We start from the raw sequence: 14,800 nt of genomic DNA, 5'->3' as shown, positions 1-14,800 counted from the left end.
GAACACCCATGAGCGAGAAGCTCACCGTGGCGGTGCTGGGCACCGGGATCATGGGGGCCGCGATGGCCCGCAACCTCGTCCGCGCCGGACACGCCGTCCGCGCGTGGAACCGCACCCGCGCGAAGGCCGAACCGCTCGCCGCGGACGGCGCGTTCGTCGCGGAGAGCCCCGCCGAGGCGGTGCGGGGCGCCGACGTCGTGCTCACCGTCCTGTACGACGGTCCCGCCGCCCTGGACGTGATGGGCGAGGCCGCGCCCGCCCTGAGCCCCGGCGCCGCGTGGGTGCAGTCGACCACCGCCGGTCTCGACGCCCTCCCCGCGCTGGCCGCCTTCGCCCGCGAGCACGGGCTCGCCTTCTACGACGCCCCCGTGCTCGGCACCCGGCAGCCCGCCGAGGCCGGTCGGCTGACCGTGCTGGCCGCCGGGCCGGAGGACGGCAGGGAGCGCGTCACGCCCGTCTTCGAGGCCGTCGGCGCACGGACCGTGTGGACCGGCGACGACGGCGCCGCCGGATCCGCCACCCGGCTGAAGCTGGTCGCCAACAGCTGGGTCATCGCGGCCACCACCGCCGCCGGAGAGGCCCTCGCCCTGTCCCGGGCCCTGGACGTGGACCCGCAGCAGTTCTTCGCACTCATCGCGGGCGGCCCGCTCGACATGGGCTACCTGCACGCCAAGTCCGCGCTGATCCTGGAGGACCGGCTCTCCCCGGCCCAGTTCGCGGTCTCCACGGCCGCGAAGGACGCCCGGCTGATCGTCGAGGCGGGCGAGAGGGGCGGCGTCCGCCTCGACGTCGCCGCCGCGGGCGCCGCCCGACTGGAGCGGGCCGCCGCCCAGGGGCACGCGGAGGAGGACATGGCCGCCGCCTACTTCGCGAGCTTCGACGAACGGAGCTGACGCGCCGGCCGCCGCGGGCGGGGCGGACCGGCCGTGGCCTCCCACCTGGTTCACCCGGCCCGGCGTTCCCGGGCGAACGCCTCGGCCGCGTGACAGGTCGCGCAGGTCACCCGCCGAGCCGTCCTCGGGCCGTAGGTCAGGCCCAGACCGGCCTCGTGCGGCACGGCCTGGTCGGCGACGTGGGCGTGGCGCAGACACACTCCGCATCCGCAGCGCACACACATCGCGACAGCGGGCGCGGCCTCGTCTTCCAGCGCGCATTCGTAACACTGCACGACGCACCTCCTTCGTGCGGTCCTCCCCTCCCATGGTGGAACGGGCCGTGCGGTCCCGGAGTGGGCCACCCGGCCCGTTCGTGCGGGCCGCCCGGCCGACAGACGGACCCGGCCCTCACGCCCGCACCCCGCCCCGCCGGGTACCCCCGACGCCCAACGCGAGCGCGTTGGCCGTGACGATCGCCGTGATGCCGCACCACTCCGCCAGACCCAGCTCCTGGCCCAGACCGACGAGTCCGACCAGCGCGGCGATGACGGGGTTGACGCTCATGAACAGGCCGAAGGCCCGAGCGGGCACGTGTCGGAGCGTGAACAGGTCCGCCGCGTAGGGCACCGCGGAGGAGAGCACCCCCGCCGCCACCGCGCACCCCAGCGCCCCGGCCGTCAGCGGCTCGCGCACCGCGAGCACGACACCGACCGGCAGGAACAGCACCGCGGACAGCGCGGCCGCGGCCGCCGCTCCCTGCGCGCCCGGGACCCGCTTTCCGACGGTCCGGTTCAGCAGGATGTACGCGGCCCAGCAGGCGGCGGCCAGCAGCCCCAGCGACATGCCGACGTAGTCGGCGGACGGCCGCGGACGCATCAGGATCACGACCCCCGCGGCGGCGAGCAGCGAGTACAGCACGTCCACGCGGCGGCGCGAGCCGGCGAGCGCGATGGTGAGCGGGCCGAGGAACTCCAGGGTCACCGCCAGGCCGAGGCCGATCCGGTCGACGGCGGTGTACAGCGAGAGATTCATGGTGCCGAAGACCAGGGCGAGCAGCACCACGGGCCACCACTGGTGGCGGGTGAAGGACCGCAGGCGCGGTCGGCCGATGGCGAGGAGGACCACGGCGGCCACGTACTGACGTACCGCGACGACGCCGAGGGGGCCCACCACGGGGAAGGCGAGCGAGCCGATCGCGGCACCGGTCTGGTTGGCCAGGCCGCTGCCGAGCATCGTGGCCACCGGGGCGATGCCGATCCGGGCCGACTCCGCTGCGGGAAGCGGGACTTGGAGCGGAGGCGAGGGTACGGTTCGGGCGCTCATGCAGGCATCGTGATGCCGGGCACCCGGATACGTAAAATGCACTGATGGGTTTATCCATACGCTTGAGTCATGGATGTGGAGCTCAGGCAGTTGCGCTGTCTCGTCGCGATCGTGGACGAGGGAGGGTTCACCGACGCCGCCCTCGCACTCGGTGTCTCCCAGGCCGCCGTGTCGCGCAACCTCGCCGCACTCGAACGGGCCCTGGGCACCAGACTGCTGCGCCGTACGTCCCGGGAGGTGGCACCCACCGCCACCGGGCAGCGCGTGCTGGCCCACGCCCGCCGGGTCCTCGGCGCGGTGGACGACCTGACCCGCGAGGCCGCCTCCGGCCACGAACGGCTGCGCGTCGGATACGCCTGGGCCGCCCTCGGCCGGCACACCCCGGCCTTCCAGCGGCGCTGGACCGCCGCGCACCCCGGCACCGACCTCCACCTGGTCCGCGTCAACTCGCCCACTGCGGGTCTCGCCGAGGGCGCCTGCGAGCTGGCGGTGGTGCGCAGACCGCTGGACGACCGCCGCTTCGACTCGGTCATCGTCGGGCTGGAACGGCGGCTGTGCGCCATGGCCGCCGACGACCCCTCGGCCCGGCGACGCTCGGTACGCCTCGCCGACCTCGCCGGACGCACCCTGCTCGTGGACCGCCGTACCGGCACCACCACCTCCGAGCTGTGGCCGCCCGACGCGCGGCCGGCCACCGAGGAGATCCAGGACGTCGACGACTGGCTCACCGTGATCGCCACCGGCCGGTGCGTCGGTATGACCGCGGAGGCCACCGCGCACCAGTACCCGCGCCCCGGAGTGGTCTACCGCCCGGTGCGGGACGCCGAGCCCATCGCGGTACGGCTCGGCTGGTGGCGGGACGACCCGCACCCCGCGACCCAGGCGGCCGTGGAACTGCTCACCGCGCTGTACCGCGGCGAGTGAGCGTGCCGCCGTGCCGAGCGGAACGTGTCAGTTGTGCTGGCGCCGCCACTCGGGTTCGACCAGTTCCCACTCCTGGCCCCACCGCTCCGCGGAGTTCCGGCCGAGCCGCCAACGGGCCGCGGCGCCCGCGCCGAACACCAGCCCCGCCAGGGCCAGTCCGGCGGCCGTACCCAGGGCGCCGGACTCCCAGGCGGCCTCCGAGGCGCTCGGTGGCCGGGTCGCGGGGTCGCCCGCGCGGTCCAGCCAGAGGGTGACCTCGGCGCCGGCCTTGAGACCCCGGTCCACCATCGCCTCGTCCGTGCGCTCGGTGCCGGCGCCGGTCGTCCAGCGCACCCTGGCCAGGCCCTGCGGCCTCGGCGAGTCGGCCGAGCCGTCGGCCCGTGGCACATCGGTGAGCAGGACGGCCCGGGTGGGCCGTCGCTCCGCACGCTGCTCGGCGAACGCCCGGTCCGCCGCGTCCGACACCACCAGTCCCGCGAGGACGCCTCCGACCACCACGAGGAACCAGACCACCAACACGATCCATGCCTCGACCACGTCGGAGCGCCGTCGCAGCGGGTTCCTCCGCCAGCGCCACATACGCTGCCTCGCGCACCCCTTGTCGCCCATGGCCGAGCACCTCCTCGTCCCCTCGCTGTCTCGAACGTCGCATCCCGCGCCGGGTGACGGGAGAGGCCGAACAGACGGCTTGCACGGACGGTCGGACCCCGGCCCGGGACCAACGGCCCCTCACCGATCCGGGACCGCGCGCCCACGCTCGAACGACGGAACCGTTCCGGCGCGAGGAGGGCATGATGCACAGCACGATCCTTGACGCCACAGCGCTGGAGACCTGCGTCGCGGCCGCCGTGGCCGCGCCCTCGCTCCACAACTCACAGCCCTGGCGCTTCCGTCTCGATCCGGAGACGGTCACCTTCCACATCCGTGCCGCCCCCGACCCGGGCCTGTGTCTGACGGACCCGGACGGTCGTGCCCTGCACGTAGCGGTGGGAGCGTGCCTGCTCAACCTCCGGGTCGCCATGGCCCACTTCGGCTGGACCCCGGTCACCCGGTTGCTTCCCGTCCCACGTGACCCGGCGCTCCTGGCGGCCGTGTGCCCGACCGAGGTGGGGACGGGGCCCCTGACGGCCGACGCCGACCTGTACGGCCCGCTCTGGCGCAGGCACAGCAGTCGCCTGCCCTTCACCGGTGACGACCTGCCCCCGCAGGTCCGCGCCGACCTGACCGCCGCGGCACGAGCGGAGGGCGCGAGCCTGCACTTTCCCGGGCGCAGGGAGACGGAGCGGCTGCTCGGGCTCACGGCGCGCGGGGAGCGCCGCAACCACGAGAGTCCGGGCCGGGTCCGGGAGAGCCGCCGCTGGGTGCGCGACGACCCCTACGAGGAGTACGAGACGGGCCTGCCGCCGGAGGCGCTCGGCCCGCAGGACGCCCGTGAGCGGCTGCCGCTGCGCGACTTCACCGGGCAGCGCCACGCCGACCGGCTGACCGCCCGCAGCTTCGAGACGGCGCCCGTCGTCGCCCTGCTGTCGACCCGGCACGACCGCCGCGCCGACTGGCTGCGCGCCGGGCAGGCACTGGAACGCGTGCTGCTCGTCGCGACGGCAGGCGGACTGCGCACGTCCCTGCTGCACCAGGCCATGGAGTGGCCCGACCTCAGGCGGTTGCTGAGCCCCGTGTCCGGGCACGCCCAGATGCTGATCCGCCTCGGGCACGGTCCCCAGGGACCGGTCACTCCGCGGCGGCCCGTCGCCTCGGTGCTGGTCTGAGTACGCGCGCCGCGGTCGGTGCCGGGGACGGCCCGCGCGGGTCGGGGCGCCTGGGGAAAGTGCCCCGACCGGCGCCCGGACCGGGGCCGACCGGCCCAAGCGGAGTGCGGGGGACACGCACACGCTGGAGGGACAGCGGGCCGGTGAACGGCCCGGAGGCCGGACGAGGAGGCAACGGGTCATGGCGGAACAGATCTCGACGGAGGCGGCCGAGTTCCTCCCGGTCGGCGACCTCGGACGACGACTCGCGCTCCGGCGCACCCGGCTCGGCCTCTCCGTCGAGGAGGCGGCCGACCGCGCCGGCATGGCCCCCAGCTACCTCCGCTACCTGGAGGAGCAGCCGGTGGCCGCACCCGGCATGGGCGCACTCCTCAGGCTCGCGGGCGCGCTGCGGACCACGGTGACCGAGCTGACCGGAGGCGATGCCGACCGGCCGCCGGGTCCGGGCCGGGCCGCTCCCCGGGCGGAGTTCACCGAACTCACCTCGGCGGAGTGCCGCGCCCTGCTCTCCACCCACGGGGTGGGACGCCTGGCCGTGACCACCGCGACCGGTCTCGCCGTCGTCCCGGTCAACTACACCGTCGTCGACGGCACCATCGTCTTCCGGACCACCCCGGGCACGACACCCTCGCTGGCCGCCGGACTGGAGGTCGCCTTCGAGGTGGACCGCATCGACGACGCCTTCAGCAGTGGCTGGAGCGTGCTGGTGCGCGGGCGGGCCCATGCCGTCTTCGACTCCGCCGAGGCCACCCGCCTCGACAGGGCCGCGTACAGCGCTCCTTGGGCGTCCGGCCCCCGCACGCTGTGGGTCCGCGTCGAACCCCGGGCGATCAGCGGACGCCGAATCTCCGTGTGAGCGGAGCGGATTGACCGGGCGGACGGCGAACCGCCGGGCGCCCGGCTCTCCTTGGGCCGTCCGGGCGCCCCGTGGGGCTGCTCGGCCCCTGCCGCACCCTTCCTTCCAGGTCGAGGATCGGAGTCATCCGGAGGAAGGGAGAGGGGCCATGACTTCACCGTACGTCGTCGTGGGTGTGGACGGTTCCCTGGCTGCCGTACGCGCGCTCGACCGGGCGGCGCAGGAGGCGGCACGGCGTGAGGCCGTGCTGCGGATCGTGTACGCCGTGCGCGACCGGGACGAGGCCGGACCGGTCCTCGGGGCCGCCGTGACCCGTGTCCACGCATGTCATCCGGAACTCCGGGTGGAGTCCAGGACGGCCGTCGGCGGTGCCGTGGCCGGCCTGGTGGGGGAGAGCCGGGGGGCCGTGCTCACGGTGGTGGGCTCCCGCGGCCTCGGCACGGTCTCGGGTGTGCTGGCCCGATCGGTGGGCCTGGGGCTGGCCGCGCAGCTCCGCGGTCCACTCCTGGTCGTCCGCGGAGACCACCGGTGCGACGCCTCACGCGCGGTCCTGCTCGGCCTGGCGGGCGACTCCGACGCCGCACCGGCCGCCCACGCCTTCGAGGAGGCGGAGCGACGTGGCGTGGGGCTGGAGGTGGCGCACTGCTGGGCGCACCGCTTCCTCGCTCCCGAGCTGCCCTCCCTGATCCCGGCGACCAGCCCCGGGCAGCGGGCGAACGCGACGACCGGCCGGTCGGAGGACGCCGTGCCGCGGTTCAGCCTCGCCGGGCTCCGCGACCGGCACCCGGGCGTGCCGGTCGAGGCCCGCACCCTCCGCACGGGACCGGGGCGCACCCTGCTCGCGGCCACGCGTGACAGCTCCGTGGTCGTCATCGGCGCCCGGCACCACCACGGCCGCCTCGGACCCGTCGCGCACACCCTGCTGCGCCGCTCCCACTGTCCCGTGCTGCTGGTGCCCACGCCCTGACGAGCAGGTGCCGGGGTCAGGCCGCCGTGAGCCGGACCCCGGTGACCATGTCCGGGCGGATGCGGACCGCGTAGTCCATGGTGTGCGGGGACCACGGACGGAGGATCGTCGCGAGGCGCGCCAACTCGTCCTGGTCGGTGACCAGTCGGGCGTATCCGGTGACGACCACGCTCCAGCCCAGGTGGGTGGTCTGGTCGATGGCGTCCGCCTCGTAGGCCACGACGACGCCGGGGGACTGTGCCAGTCCGGCCCGTGAGGTCAGGGCCGCGCCGTCGTGGGTGCGGATGACGATGTCCCCGCCGTCCATGACGTGGTTGACCGGACGGATCGTCGGCAGCGCGTGCCGGGTGAAGACGACGCGTCCCAGGGACACGCTGCCGAGCAGCCTCAGTGCCTCGGCGTCGTCGAGCACGACGCTTCGGCGTGGGCAGGTGACCGCCTGGCGGCCGTTGTCGTGTGACATGGCGGGCTTCCGTACGGGTGAAGGAGGCAACCCTCGGCGCGGAAAGGTTCGATCTGATCATTCGAACCGGCGGGACGCCCTACCGGCTAGGGCCGTTCGGCCCCGACCGGTGTCCGGCGGTCCCTCGTCGTGCGGCTCAGCCGGCGGCCGGACCGCCCCGCCAGGGAGGAGGCGTCGCCGACCTGCGCGCCGTGTCGGCCCGGTGCGCCGCCCGGTCGGCCCGGACGCGCAGCCGGTCACGCAGCCGGTCGGCCAGCTCGTGCGCGGTCGCCTCCCGCGCGTGCAGGAGCAGATGTTCGTCGCCCAGCCGGATCTCGGCGGACGCCGACCAGGGCCGCTCGACGCGGTCGGCCGCGGCCTTGGTCACCCGGACCTCACCGACGGCCGCCGGACCGCCCGGACGGTCCAGGGCCGCCTCGACCTTGGCCCGCACATAGGCCAGTGCCTCGTCGTCCACCTCGCCCGTCGCGCGCACCCGGATCCCCGTGCTCTCGGCAGTCATCGGCCCCACTCCTTCTCGTCGTCGCTGCGGGCTCCAGCTTCCTGTGGCCGGAGAGCCTCGCCCAGGGCCGACCGGCCCCCGGGGCCGGGGCCCGTGGTCCTGTCCGGTCCCGGGTCCGACCCCGTCCGGCCCCTGCCGCGGCCGGTGCCCGCGCAGCAGGCTGACGGTGCACCGGACACCACCGGTCGGATTCTGGGAGGGCGACGGACATGGTCGTACGCGTGGGCATCAACGGCTTCGGCCGCATCGGACGCAACTACCTGCGCTGTGTGCTGGAGCGCGCGGAGCGCGCCGCCGGCACGCCGGTCGAGATCGTGGCGGTCAACGACGTCACCTCGCCGGCGACACTGGCCCATCTGCTGACGTACGACTCGACCTACGGCCGTCTCGGCCGTGCCGTCGGGCACGACGGGGCGTCGATCACCGTGGACGGGCACCGCGTGGCCGTCTCGGCGGAGCGCGACCCGGCCGCCCTGGCCTGGGCCGACCTGGGCGTCGACGTCGTCATCGAGTCCACCGGCCGCTTCCGCACCCGGGAACAGGCCGGGGCGCACCTCAAGGCGGGTGCGCGCAAGGTGCTGCTGTCGGTGCCCGGCAAGGGCGTCGACGCCACCGTGGTGATGGGGGTCAACGAGAGCAGCTACGACCCCGTGCGCGACCACGTCGTCTCCAACGCCTCCTGCACCACCAACTGCGTGGCCCCCATGGTCAAGGTCCTGGACGAGAACTTCGGCCTCGTCAAGGGACTGATGACCACCATCCACGGCTACACCAACGACCAGATCGTCCTCGACGGACCGCACAAGGACCTCCGCCGGGGCCGCAGCGCCGCTGTCAACATCATCCCCACCTCCACCGGGGCCGCCCGCGCGGTCGGTCTCGTCCTGCCGGAACTGTCCGGCACCCTGGACGGCATCGCCGTACGCGTCCCCGTGGAGGACGGCTCCCTGACCGACCTCGCCGTGATCCTGGAGCGCACCGTCACGGCCGACGAGGTGAACGACGCCTTCCGGGAGGCCGCCGCCGGACCGCTCAAGGGGATCCTGCGGGTGTCCGACGCCCCGATCGTCTCCCGGGACATCGTCGGTGACCCGGCCTCCTGCGTGCTGGACGCGCCGCTCACCCAGGCACACGGAGATCTGGTGAAGATCTTCGGCTGGTACGACAATGAGTGGGGCTACACCAACCGCCTGCTCGACCTGACCGAGTACGTCGCCGCTCGACTCCCGCGTGGCTGACCTGGCCCGATCCCGAGCCACAACCCCCCTCGGGCCGCTACCGTGGCCCTTGACCGCACTGGTCGGCGGCACGCCGAGGGGATGTGGAGGAACTGTGGGAAGCCAGGAGCAGGCCGGCCAGGCCCGCGTCCGTCTGCCGCAACTGAGGCTGGACGAGTTGCTGGAGGAGCTGCAGGCCCGGCTGGACGCGGCCCGGGGCACCCGGGACCGGGTGCACAGCCTGCTGGAGGCGGTGCTCTCCGTCGGCCGGGAACTCGATCTGGAGCAGGCCCTGCACAGCATCGTCGAGGCCGCGGCGGTGCTCGTCGACGCGCAGTACGCCGCGCTCGGCGTGATCGGGTCCGACGGCAAGCGACTTTCGGCCTTTCACACGGTCGGGGTCAGCGACGAGCAGATCTCCCGGATCGGCCCCTTCCCGGAGGGCCACGGCATCCTGGGCGAACTGATCCGCCACCCCGAGCCGTTGCGGCTGGCGAAGCTCTCCGGTCACCCCTCCTCGTACGGCTTCCCGCCCCACCACCCCCCGATGAACACCTTCCTCGGCGTCCCGATCCGGGTGCGCGATCAGGTGTTCGGCAATCTCTACCTGACGGAGAAGGCCGGCGGCGCGCAGTTCGACGAGGAGGACGAGTCGGTCCTGTCGACGCTCGCCGTCGCGGCGGGCGTCGCCATCGACAACGCGCGGCTGTACGAGGAGTCCCGGCTGCGCGAGCGGTGGCTCCGGGCCAATGCCGAGATCACCCACAGCCTGATGTCGGGCGCCGAGCGCGGTGAGGTGCTCGGGCTGATCGCGCAGCGCGCCAAGGACATCTCCGGAGCCGTTCTCGCGGTGGTCGCGATGCCGGTGGAGGAGACCGACGCGCTCCGCGTCGAACTGGCGGTGGGCGCGGGGGCCGAGGACCACCGCGGACTCGTGCTGCCCGTGGACGAGAGCCTCATCGGCCGCGCCTTCGCCACGGCGGCTCCCGTCGCCAGCGCCGATGTCACCCGCGACGACCGGGTGCCCGACGCCGAACCCCGGCTCACCGGTCTCGGCTCGGCCGTCGCCGTGCCCATCGGCACGGGCGAGGGGGTGCGCGGTGTCGTCCTGCTGGTCCGCGAGGCGGGCAGCACGGTGTTCTCCGCGAAGGAGACCGAGCCGTTGCAGGGCTTCGCCGCCCAGGCGGCGATCGCCATGGAACTGGCCGAGCGGCGGCGCGACGCCGAGGAGATCGCCGTCCTCAAGGACCGCGACCGGATCGCCAGGGACCTGCACGACCTCGCGATCCAGCGGCTGTTCGCGACAGGCATGACCCTGCAGAGCGCGGGCCGTTTCATCGATCACCCCGAGGCCGGGGACCGGGTGGCACGGGCCGTGGACGACCTGGACGAGACCATCAAGATCATCAGGTCGACGATCTTCGGACTGCGGGCCCGCGAGGACGGCGCCGGAACCGGGCTGCGCGCACGCGTGGTCCGGGTGGCCGGTGAAGCCGCCCAAGTGCTGGGCTTCGCGCCCAGTGTGAGGATGGAGGGCCTGATCGACACGGACGTGCCCCGGGAGATCGCCGAACATGTGGTGGCGGTGCTCTCCGAGGCGCTGACCAACGTCGCCCGGCACGCCCGCGCGGGGCGCGCCGAGGTCGCCCTGGAGACCGACGGCCACGACGTGCGGCTGACGGTGACCGACAACGGCGTGGGCATCACTCCGGGGGGCCGGCGCAGCGGCCTGCGGAACATGGCCGAGCGCGCCGAACAACTCGGCGGCGAGATGGAGTTGAGCACCCCGCAGGACGGAGGCACCCGGCTCCGGTGGCGGGTCCCGGTGCCCGCGTCGCCGCGCTAGTGCCGCGTCAGGCAACGTTCGCCCCGTCGCGACGCCCGGCACGCTCCCCCAGAGGGGGCACCCCCACTCGCCGCACCGGGCACAAGCCCAAGTACGTCCAGTACGAGGGCTCGCAAACGGCACGCCGAGAGCACGCACCGGACGCCGCTCCTTGACGGGCAAACGTTGCCTGATGCCGCACTGGTAACCGTCACCGTCCCCTCACCCGTGAGGTACGACCGCGACCGGGCAGGGGGCGTGGTGCAGCACGGCGTGCGCGACCGGCCCGGTGTGCGCGCCGATGCCGGCCGGCCGGAGTCTGCGGCCGACGACGAGCAGACCGGCGTCCTGGGCGCGGTCGAGCAGTCGCTGAGCGGGACGTCCCTCCTCCACGACGGCCGTCACCCGTACGGCGGGGTACGTCTCCCGCCACGGCGCGAGCACCCCGGCCAGGGCCGCTTCGGTGGAGCGTCGCCCCTCGTGGCGTGCCCCCGCCTCCCGTACGGACGGCGCGTACGGCAGGCTCCGGACGTGCACCACCCGCAGCGCGGCGGCCCGCAGGGCGGCGCTTTCGAAGGCGAACGCGAGCAGGTCGTCGCACCCGTGCGCCGGGTCCACTCCCACGACGACCGGGTACGGCGTGTGCGGCGACGCCCGGGAGGCGTCGTCCGGCTCGTGCTCGTCCTCCCCGGTTCGGCCGGCCCGTACCAGTACCACCGGTCGCGTCACGTGCGCCACCGTCGCCAGCGCCACGGAACCGGCCAGGAAGCCACCGAGGCCACTGAAGGCGCGGCTCCCGAGAACCAGCAGTGCGGACTCGGCTCCCGCCGCGCAGAGCGCCTCGGGAGCCGGCCGGGCGATCTGCTCGGTGCTCAGGCGCACCCGAGGGAAGCGCTCGGTCAGCCGGTCCGTCGCGCCACGCAGGATGTCCCGGGCCCAGTAGCGCGGTGCCGCCAGCTCCGGCAGGTCGGAACGGAGCGCGGAGCCGCCCTCCCAGGCGTGCACCAACCGCAGTGGAAGTCCACGGCGAAGGGCCTCCCGCGCCGCCCAGTCCGCGGCGGCGAGGCTCTCAGGTGAACCGTCCACTCCCACGACCACGGGGTGCTGCATGACCGTCACCTCCCCCGGACCGTGCCCACGCCGGGGCGCGCGGGCCGACGCCTTCAGCGTGTCCCGGTCCGGATCCGCTCCGGCAGGGGCCGGTCGGGTCCTTCACGGGCCGGTCGGCCCAGGCGTGCCGGGGACGCCGGGCGTGACCCTGGAAGCGGAGAGAACGAGGAGGAGGCTGACATGAGCGGCATGATCGAGCGACTGCCGGGATGGCCGGCGTTCCCGGACCTGTTCGGGTGGGTCGAGAGCGGGTTCCCCGCGGCCCACACCGCCCCCGGGACGCACGGCATCCGCATCGAGGAGCGGCTCGCGGAGGGACAGTACGTGCTGCGGGCCGAACTGCCGGGCGTCGACCCCGAGAAGGGCGTCGAGATCACCGTCACCGAAGGCACCCTGACGCTGCGCGCCGAGCGCACGGAACAGGTCGAGGAGAAGCACCGCACGGAGTTCCGCTACGGCACGTTCACGCGGTCCGTCAGGCTGCCCGCCGGTGCCACGTACGACGAGGCGAGCGCGGACTACAAGGACGGAGTGCTGACCATCACGGTGCCGGTGCCGGAGCCGAGGACGGACACCAGGACCATCCCCGTACGGCACGGTTGACCGCCCGGACGCGGAACACGGCCGCGACGGAACCACCAGAGCCGGACCTTCCTGCCTTCCGGGAGATCCGGCTCATGCGTCCCGGCCCGTGAAGGAGTGTGCTGTGAGGGAGCGAGAACGACACCGACCGGAGAGGAGCGGATCATGGGTACGAGTCTCACCCCCGAGTTCTGGGAGCGGTTCGCGCTCCTGCTGTGCGTGGCGGTGGCGGTGACCGTCGCCCTGGTCGCCCTCCTCGACGGGCCGGTCCTGCGACGGTGGGTCCGCCGGTCGCACCGGGCGCCCTCGCATCGCTGAGCCACCTTCGGGCCGAAGCCCGGCTCAGTACATCGATCCGGGCCGGCCCGTCAGGACCGCGGCGAGGACCCCCACGTCGAGCAGCGCGCCCACCGTCAGCCAGGGGTTGAACCAGGCGCCTCCTCGCCGTTCCTGGGCGCCTGCCGCGGCGAGTATGCCCCAGCCCCGGGCCGTCGGACGGGCCGCCATCGGCCTGGCCTCGGTCACCGCGATGCTCTACGTCATCGCGGGCGCGTCCACCGCCGCGCGGAGCGAGGGATGGGCCACCGCTGCGGTGATCGCCGCGTGCGCCGGACGGCCGGATGGAGCAACCCGTGTGCGAAGGGGAACGCGGTGATCACGACGGCGTACCCGGTTCGGAGCCGCCCTGGTCCAGACGGAACGGCGGGTAGACGTCGGTGAGGAGCGCCGCGTACGCGGCCACGCGCAGCACCCACCGGTTCAGGCCGACGACGAGGTCGAAGATGCCCCGCGGATAGCTCCCGGTCGCGGCCAGGGCGACGCCCGCGAAGAGGGTGAGCAGCCCGATGAGCCCGCCCGAGAACCAGGCCACACGGGAACCGCCCTCCAGGACGGCCACGACGAGGTACTGCGGAACGGCCAGCAGCCACCACTTGACCAGGACCAGGCCCCTCGACAGCCGTTCGGGGTACACGACGTCGAAGTGGGTCGGATAGTCCGGGACCTCGGCGAGTGTGAACGGCGGATAGCGGTCGGTGCCCAGAGCCCCGTACGCGTAGTAGCCCACCCGCCAACTCCAGCGCAGTACGCCCACGTTGAAGTCGAAGAGGGCGCGGGGGTAACGCTCCGTGAACAGGATCGCGAAGAACGCCACCACGCTCACCAGGACGAACGCCAGCCAGAGGAAGACCAGGACGACCAGGTGGGGCAGGGCGAGAAGCCACTTCACCAGCCACAGCCAGCGGGACAACGGTGCGTCGAGGACGGCCGACAGCCGGGCGGGCTGGACCGGGGTCCTTGCTTCCGTAGCCATGGATCGCTCCCTTCCGGGTCCGGGCAGGCGGGTGCGGCACGGCCCGACCGGCCGACGCGGCGACCGCCCACCCGGCTACAGCTTCCGTCCGGCGCGCGGACCGCCGCTTGGGCCGAACGTCCTCCACCACCGGCCGATCCACCCCCTGCGGTCTCCCGGTGACCCGTGCGACGGTGGAGGCAGCGCCGCGCTTCAGGCCGCGGACCGACGGAAGGCGGTGGGGCCATGCGGCTGCCCCTGGTCGTGGGGGTCGACGGTTCGCCCGGCAGCCTCCGCGCGGTCGACTGGGCCGCGGGGGAGGCGGTACGGCACGGACGGGCGCTGCGCCTGGTGTACGCGTCGCTGTGGGAGCGGTACGAGGGCGCGGTGCCGCCCGACGAGCCGGACGAGCCCCCGTCCGAGGAGACGGCCGCGCAGGACGTCTTGGCCGCCGCGGCGGAGCGGGCCCGCCGCCGGGAACCAGGAGTGGCGGTTTCCACCGAGGTGATCCCCGACGAGGCGGCACACGCGCTGCTGGCCGAGACCCGGCGTGCCTTCGCCGTGGTGACCGGCTCACGCGGCCGGGGCCGGCTCACCGAACTGCTCCTCGGGACGGTCTCGCTGACCGTCGCGGGCCGGGCCCGGGGCCCGGTGATCGTGGTCCGCGGCGACAAGGCCGGGCTCGCCGGCACGCACGAACGCGTCCTGCTCGGTGTCGCGGACCCGGGGACCGCCGGCGAGGCGGCCCGGTTCGCCTTCCGCGAGGCCGAGGCCCGCGGAGCCGTCCTGGACGCCGTACGGACCTGGCGCAGTCCCCGGAGGCCCACGGACGGCGACAGCGCCGCGCGCCGTGCGTCCCTGCTGCTCGACGCCGCCCTGCGCGAGCCGATCGCCCACCGTCCGCGGGTCAGGGTCCGCCCCGCGACGCCGGAAGGACCGGCTGCCAGGGTGCTGCTGAGGCGGACCGCCGCGGCCGACCTCGTGGTCGTCGGCGCGAGACAGCGGTCGGGGCAGCCCGGCCTTCAGCTCGGCCGCGTCGCCCACACCTTGCTGCGCCACGCCGCCTGTCCCGTCGCCGTCGTGCCCCAGCCGGAGTGAC

The 14,800-nt window shown here is 74.2% G+C and carries 18 protein-coding genes; 10 read left to right on the top strand and 8 right to left on the bottom strand.

Going from position 1 to position 14,800, the window contains the following annotated elements; all coding sequences use genetic code 11:
* Window positions 1-8: 8 nt before the first annotated feature.
* Window positions 9-893: an NAD(P)-dependent oxidoreductase gene (locus tag AB0E07_RS21025; protein WP_362254026.1), complete on the top strand. Its 885-nt coding sequence runs from the start codon at window positions 9-11 to the stop codon at window positions 891-893.
* 50 nt (window positions 894-943) lie between these two features.
* Here the strand turns inward: AB0E07_RS21025 and AB0E07_RS21020 are convergent, their stop codons facing one another.
* Together AB0E07_RS21020 and AB0E07_RS21015 are read right to left on the bottom strand one after the other, a co-directional pair.
* Window positions 944-1,168, bottom strand: coding sequence for a DUF2180 family protein (locus AB0E07_RS21020; RefSeq protein ID WP_362254023.1), 225 nt, complete (start codon window positions 1,166-1,168; stop codon window positions 944-946).
* A gap of 115 nt (window positions 1,169-1,283) precedes the next feature.
* Window positions 1,284-2,198: an EamA family transporter gene (locus tag AB0E07_RS21015; RefSeq protein ID WP_362254020.1), complete on the bottom strand. Its 915-nt coding sequence runs from the start codon at window positions 2,196-2,198 to the stop codon at window positions 1,284-1,286.
* 69 nt (window positions 2,199-2,267) lie between these two features.
* On the opposite strand from AB0E07_RS21015, the gene AB0E07_RS21010 reads away from it, so the two are divergent.
* On the top strand, window positions 2,268-3,122 hold the full coding sequence (locus AB0E07_RS21010) for a LysR family transcriptional regulator (protein WP_362254017.1): 855 nt from the start codon (window positions 2,268-2,270) through the stop codon (window positions 3,120-3,122).
* Window positions 3,123-3,149: 27 nt separating this feature from the next.
* On the opposite strand, the gene AB0E07_RS21005 is transcribed toward AB0E07_RS21010, so the two are convergent.
* Window positions 3,150-3,731, bottom strand: coding sequence for a hypothetical protein (locus tag AB0E07_RS21005; RefSeq protein ID WP_362254014.1), 582 nt, complete (start codon window positions 3,729-3,731; stop codon window positions 3,150-3,152).
* Between the two features lie 185 nt (window positions 3,732-3,916).
* Between AB0E07_RS21005 and AB0E07_RS21000 the strand changes: the two genes are divergently transcribed.
* From AB0E07_RS21000 to AB0E07_RS20990, 3 genes are all read left to right on the top strand, one after another.
* On the top strand, window positions 3,917-4,888 hold the full coding sequence (locus tag AB0E07_RS21000; RefSeq protein ID WP_362254173.1) for a nitroreductase family protein: 972 nt from the start codon (window positions 3,917-3,919) through the stop codon (window positions 4,886-4,888).
* A gap of 181 nt (window positions 4,889-5,069) precedes the next feature.
* Entirely contained in the window at window positions 5,070-5,744 is a 675-nt protein-coding gene (locus tag AB0E07_RS20995) for a pyridoxamine 5'-phosphate oxidase family protein (protein WP_362254011.1), read from the top strand.
* 148 nt (window positions 5,745-5,892) lie between these two features.
* The gene (locus AB0E07_RS20990; RefSeq protein ID WP_362254008.1) at window positions 5,893-6,711 is read left to right on the top strand and encodes a universal stress protein; all 819 of its coding nucleotides are present in this window, start codon (window positions 5,893-5,895) and stop codon (window positions 6,709-6,711) included.
* A 16-nt stretch (window positions 6,712-6,727) separates the two neighbouring features.
* Here AB0E07_RS20990 and AB0E07_RS20985 read toward each other — a convergent pair whose 3' ends face one another.
* Window positions 6,728-7,174: a pyridoxamine 5'-phosphate oxidase family protein gene (locus tag AB0E07_RS20985; protein ID WP_362254005.1), complete on the bottom strand. Its 447-nt coding sequence runs from the start codon at window positions 7,172-7,174 to the stop codon at window positions 6,728-6,730.
* Window positions 7,175-7,310: 136 nt separating this feature from the next.
* Window positions 7,311-7,676 (bottom strand): hypothetical protein, encoded by a 366-nt coding sequence (locus AB0E07_RS20980; protein WP_362254002.1) that lies wholly within the window; start codon window positions 7,674-7,676, stop codon window positions 7,311-7,313.
* 209 nt (window positions 7,677-7,885) lie between these two features.
* Here AB0E07_RS20980 and gap point away from each other — a divergent pair, with 209 nt between their 5' ends.
* Together gap and AB0E07_RS20970 are read left to right on the top strand one after the other, a co-directional pair.
* Window positions 7,886-8,914, top strand: a complete 1,029-nt coding sequence (gap, locus tag AB0E07_RS20975; protein ID WP_362253999.1) for a type I glyceraldehyde-3-phosphate dehydrogenase — start codon at window positions 7,886-7,888, stop codon at window positions 8,912-8,914.
* A 94-nt stretch (window positions 8,915-9,008) separates the two neighbouring features.
* Window positions 9,009-10,739, top strand: a complete 1,731-nt coding sequence (locus AB0E07_RS20970) for a GAF domain-containing sensor histidine kinase (protein ID WP_362253996.1) — start codon at window positions 9,009-9,011, stop codon at window positions 10,737-10,739.
* A 201-nt stretch (window positions 10,740-10,940) separates the two neighbouring features.
* Here the strand turns inward: AB0E07_RS20970 and AB0E07_RS20965 are convergent, their stop codons facing one another.
* On the bottom strand, window positions 10,941-11,828 hold the full coding sequence (locus tag AB0E07_RS20965) for a universal stress protein (protein ID WP_362253993.1): 888 nt from the start codon (window positions 11,826-11,828) through the stop codon (window positions 10,941-10,943).
* Window positions 11,829-12,008: 180 nt separating this feature from the next.
* Between AB0E07_RS20965 and AB0E07_RS20960 the strand changes: the two genes are divergently transcribed.
* Both AB0E07_RS20960 and AB0E07_RS20955 read left to right on the top strand, forming a co-directional pair.
* Window positions 12,009-12,431 (top strand): Hsp20/alpha crystallin family protein, encoded by a 423-nt coding sequence (locus AB0E07_RS20960; protein WP_362253990.1) that lies wholly within the window; start codon window positions 12,009-12,011, stop codon window positions 12,429-12,431.
* Between the two features lie 144 nt (window positions 12,432-12,575).
* On the top strand, window positions 12,576-12,728 hold the full coding sequence (locus tag AB0E07_RS20955) for a hypothetical protein (RefSeq protein WP_362253987.1): 153 nt from the start codon (window positions 12,576-12,578) through the stop codon (window positions 12,726-12,728).
* A 24-nt stretch (window positions 12,729-12,752) separates the two neighbouring features.
* On the opposite strand, the gene AB0E07_RS20950 is transcribed toward AB0E07_RS20955, so the two are convergent.
* Together AB0E07_RS20950 and AB0E07_RS20945 are read right to left on the bottom strand one after the other, a co-directional pair.
* On the bottom strand, window positions 12,753-12,935 hold the full coding sequence (locus AB0E07_RS20950; RefSeq protein ID WP_362253984.1) for a hypothetical protein: 183 nt from the start codon (window positions 12,933-12,935) through the stop codon (window positions 12,753-12,755).
* 130 nt (window positions 12,936-13,065) lie between these two features.
* Window positions 13,066-13,722 carry a DUF4389 domain-containing protein gene (locus AB0E07_RS20945; protein ID WP_362253980.1) on the bottom strand — a complete coding sequence of 219 codons (657 nt, stop codon included), beginning with the start codon at window positions 13,720-13,722 and terminating at the stop codon, window positions 13,066-13,068.
* A 225-nt stretch (window positions 13,723-13,947) separates the two neighbouring features.
* Here AB0E07_RS20945 and AB0E07_RS20940 point away from each other — a divergent pair, with 225 nt between their 5' ends.
* A complete protein-coding gene (locus AB0E07_RS20940) occupies window positions 13,948-14,799 on the top strand; it encodes a universal stress protein (protein ID WP_362253975.1) in 852 nt (283 codons plus the stop codon).
* The last annotated feature ends 1 nt before the right edge of the window (window position 14,800 follow it).

The sequence above is a fragment of the Streptomyces sp. NPDC048002 genome, assembly GCF_040653275.1.
Lineage (GTDB): Bacteria > Actinomycetota > Actinomycetes > Streptomycetales > Streptomycetaceae > Streptomyces.
Note: the sequence above shows the minus strand (reverse complement) of the source record. Positions and strands in the feature narration are given on the sequence as shown.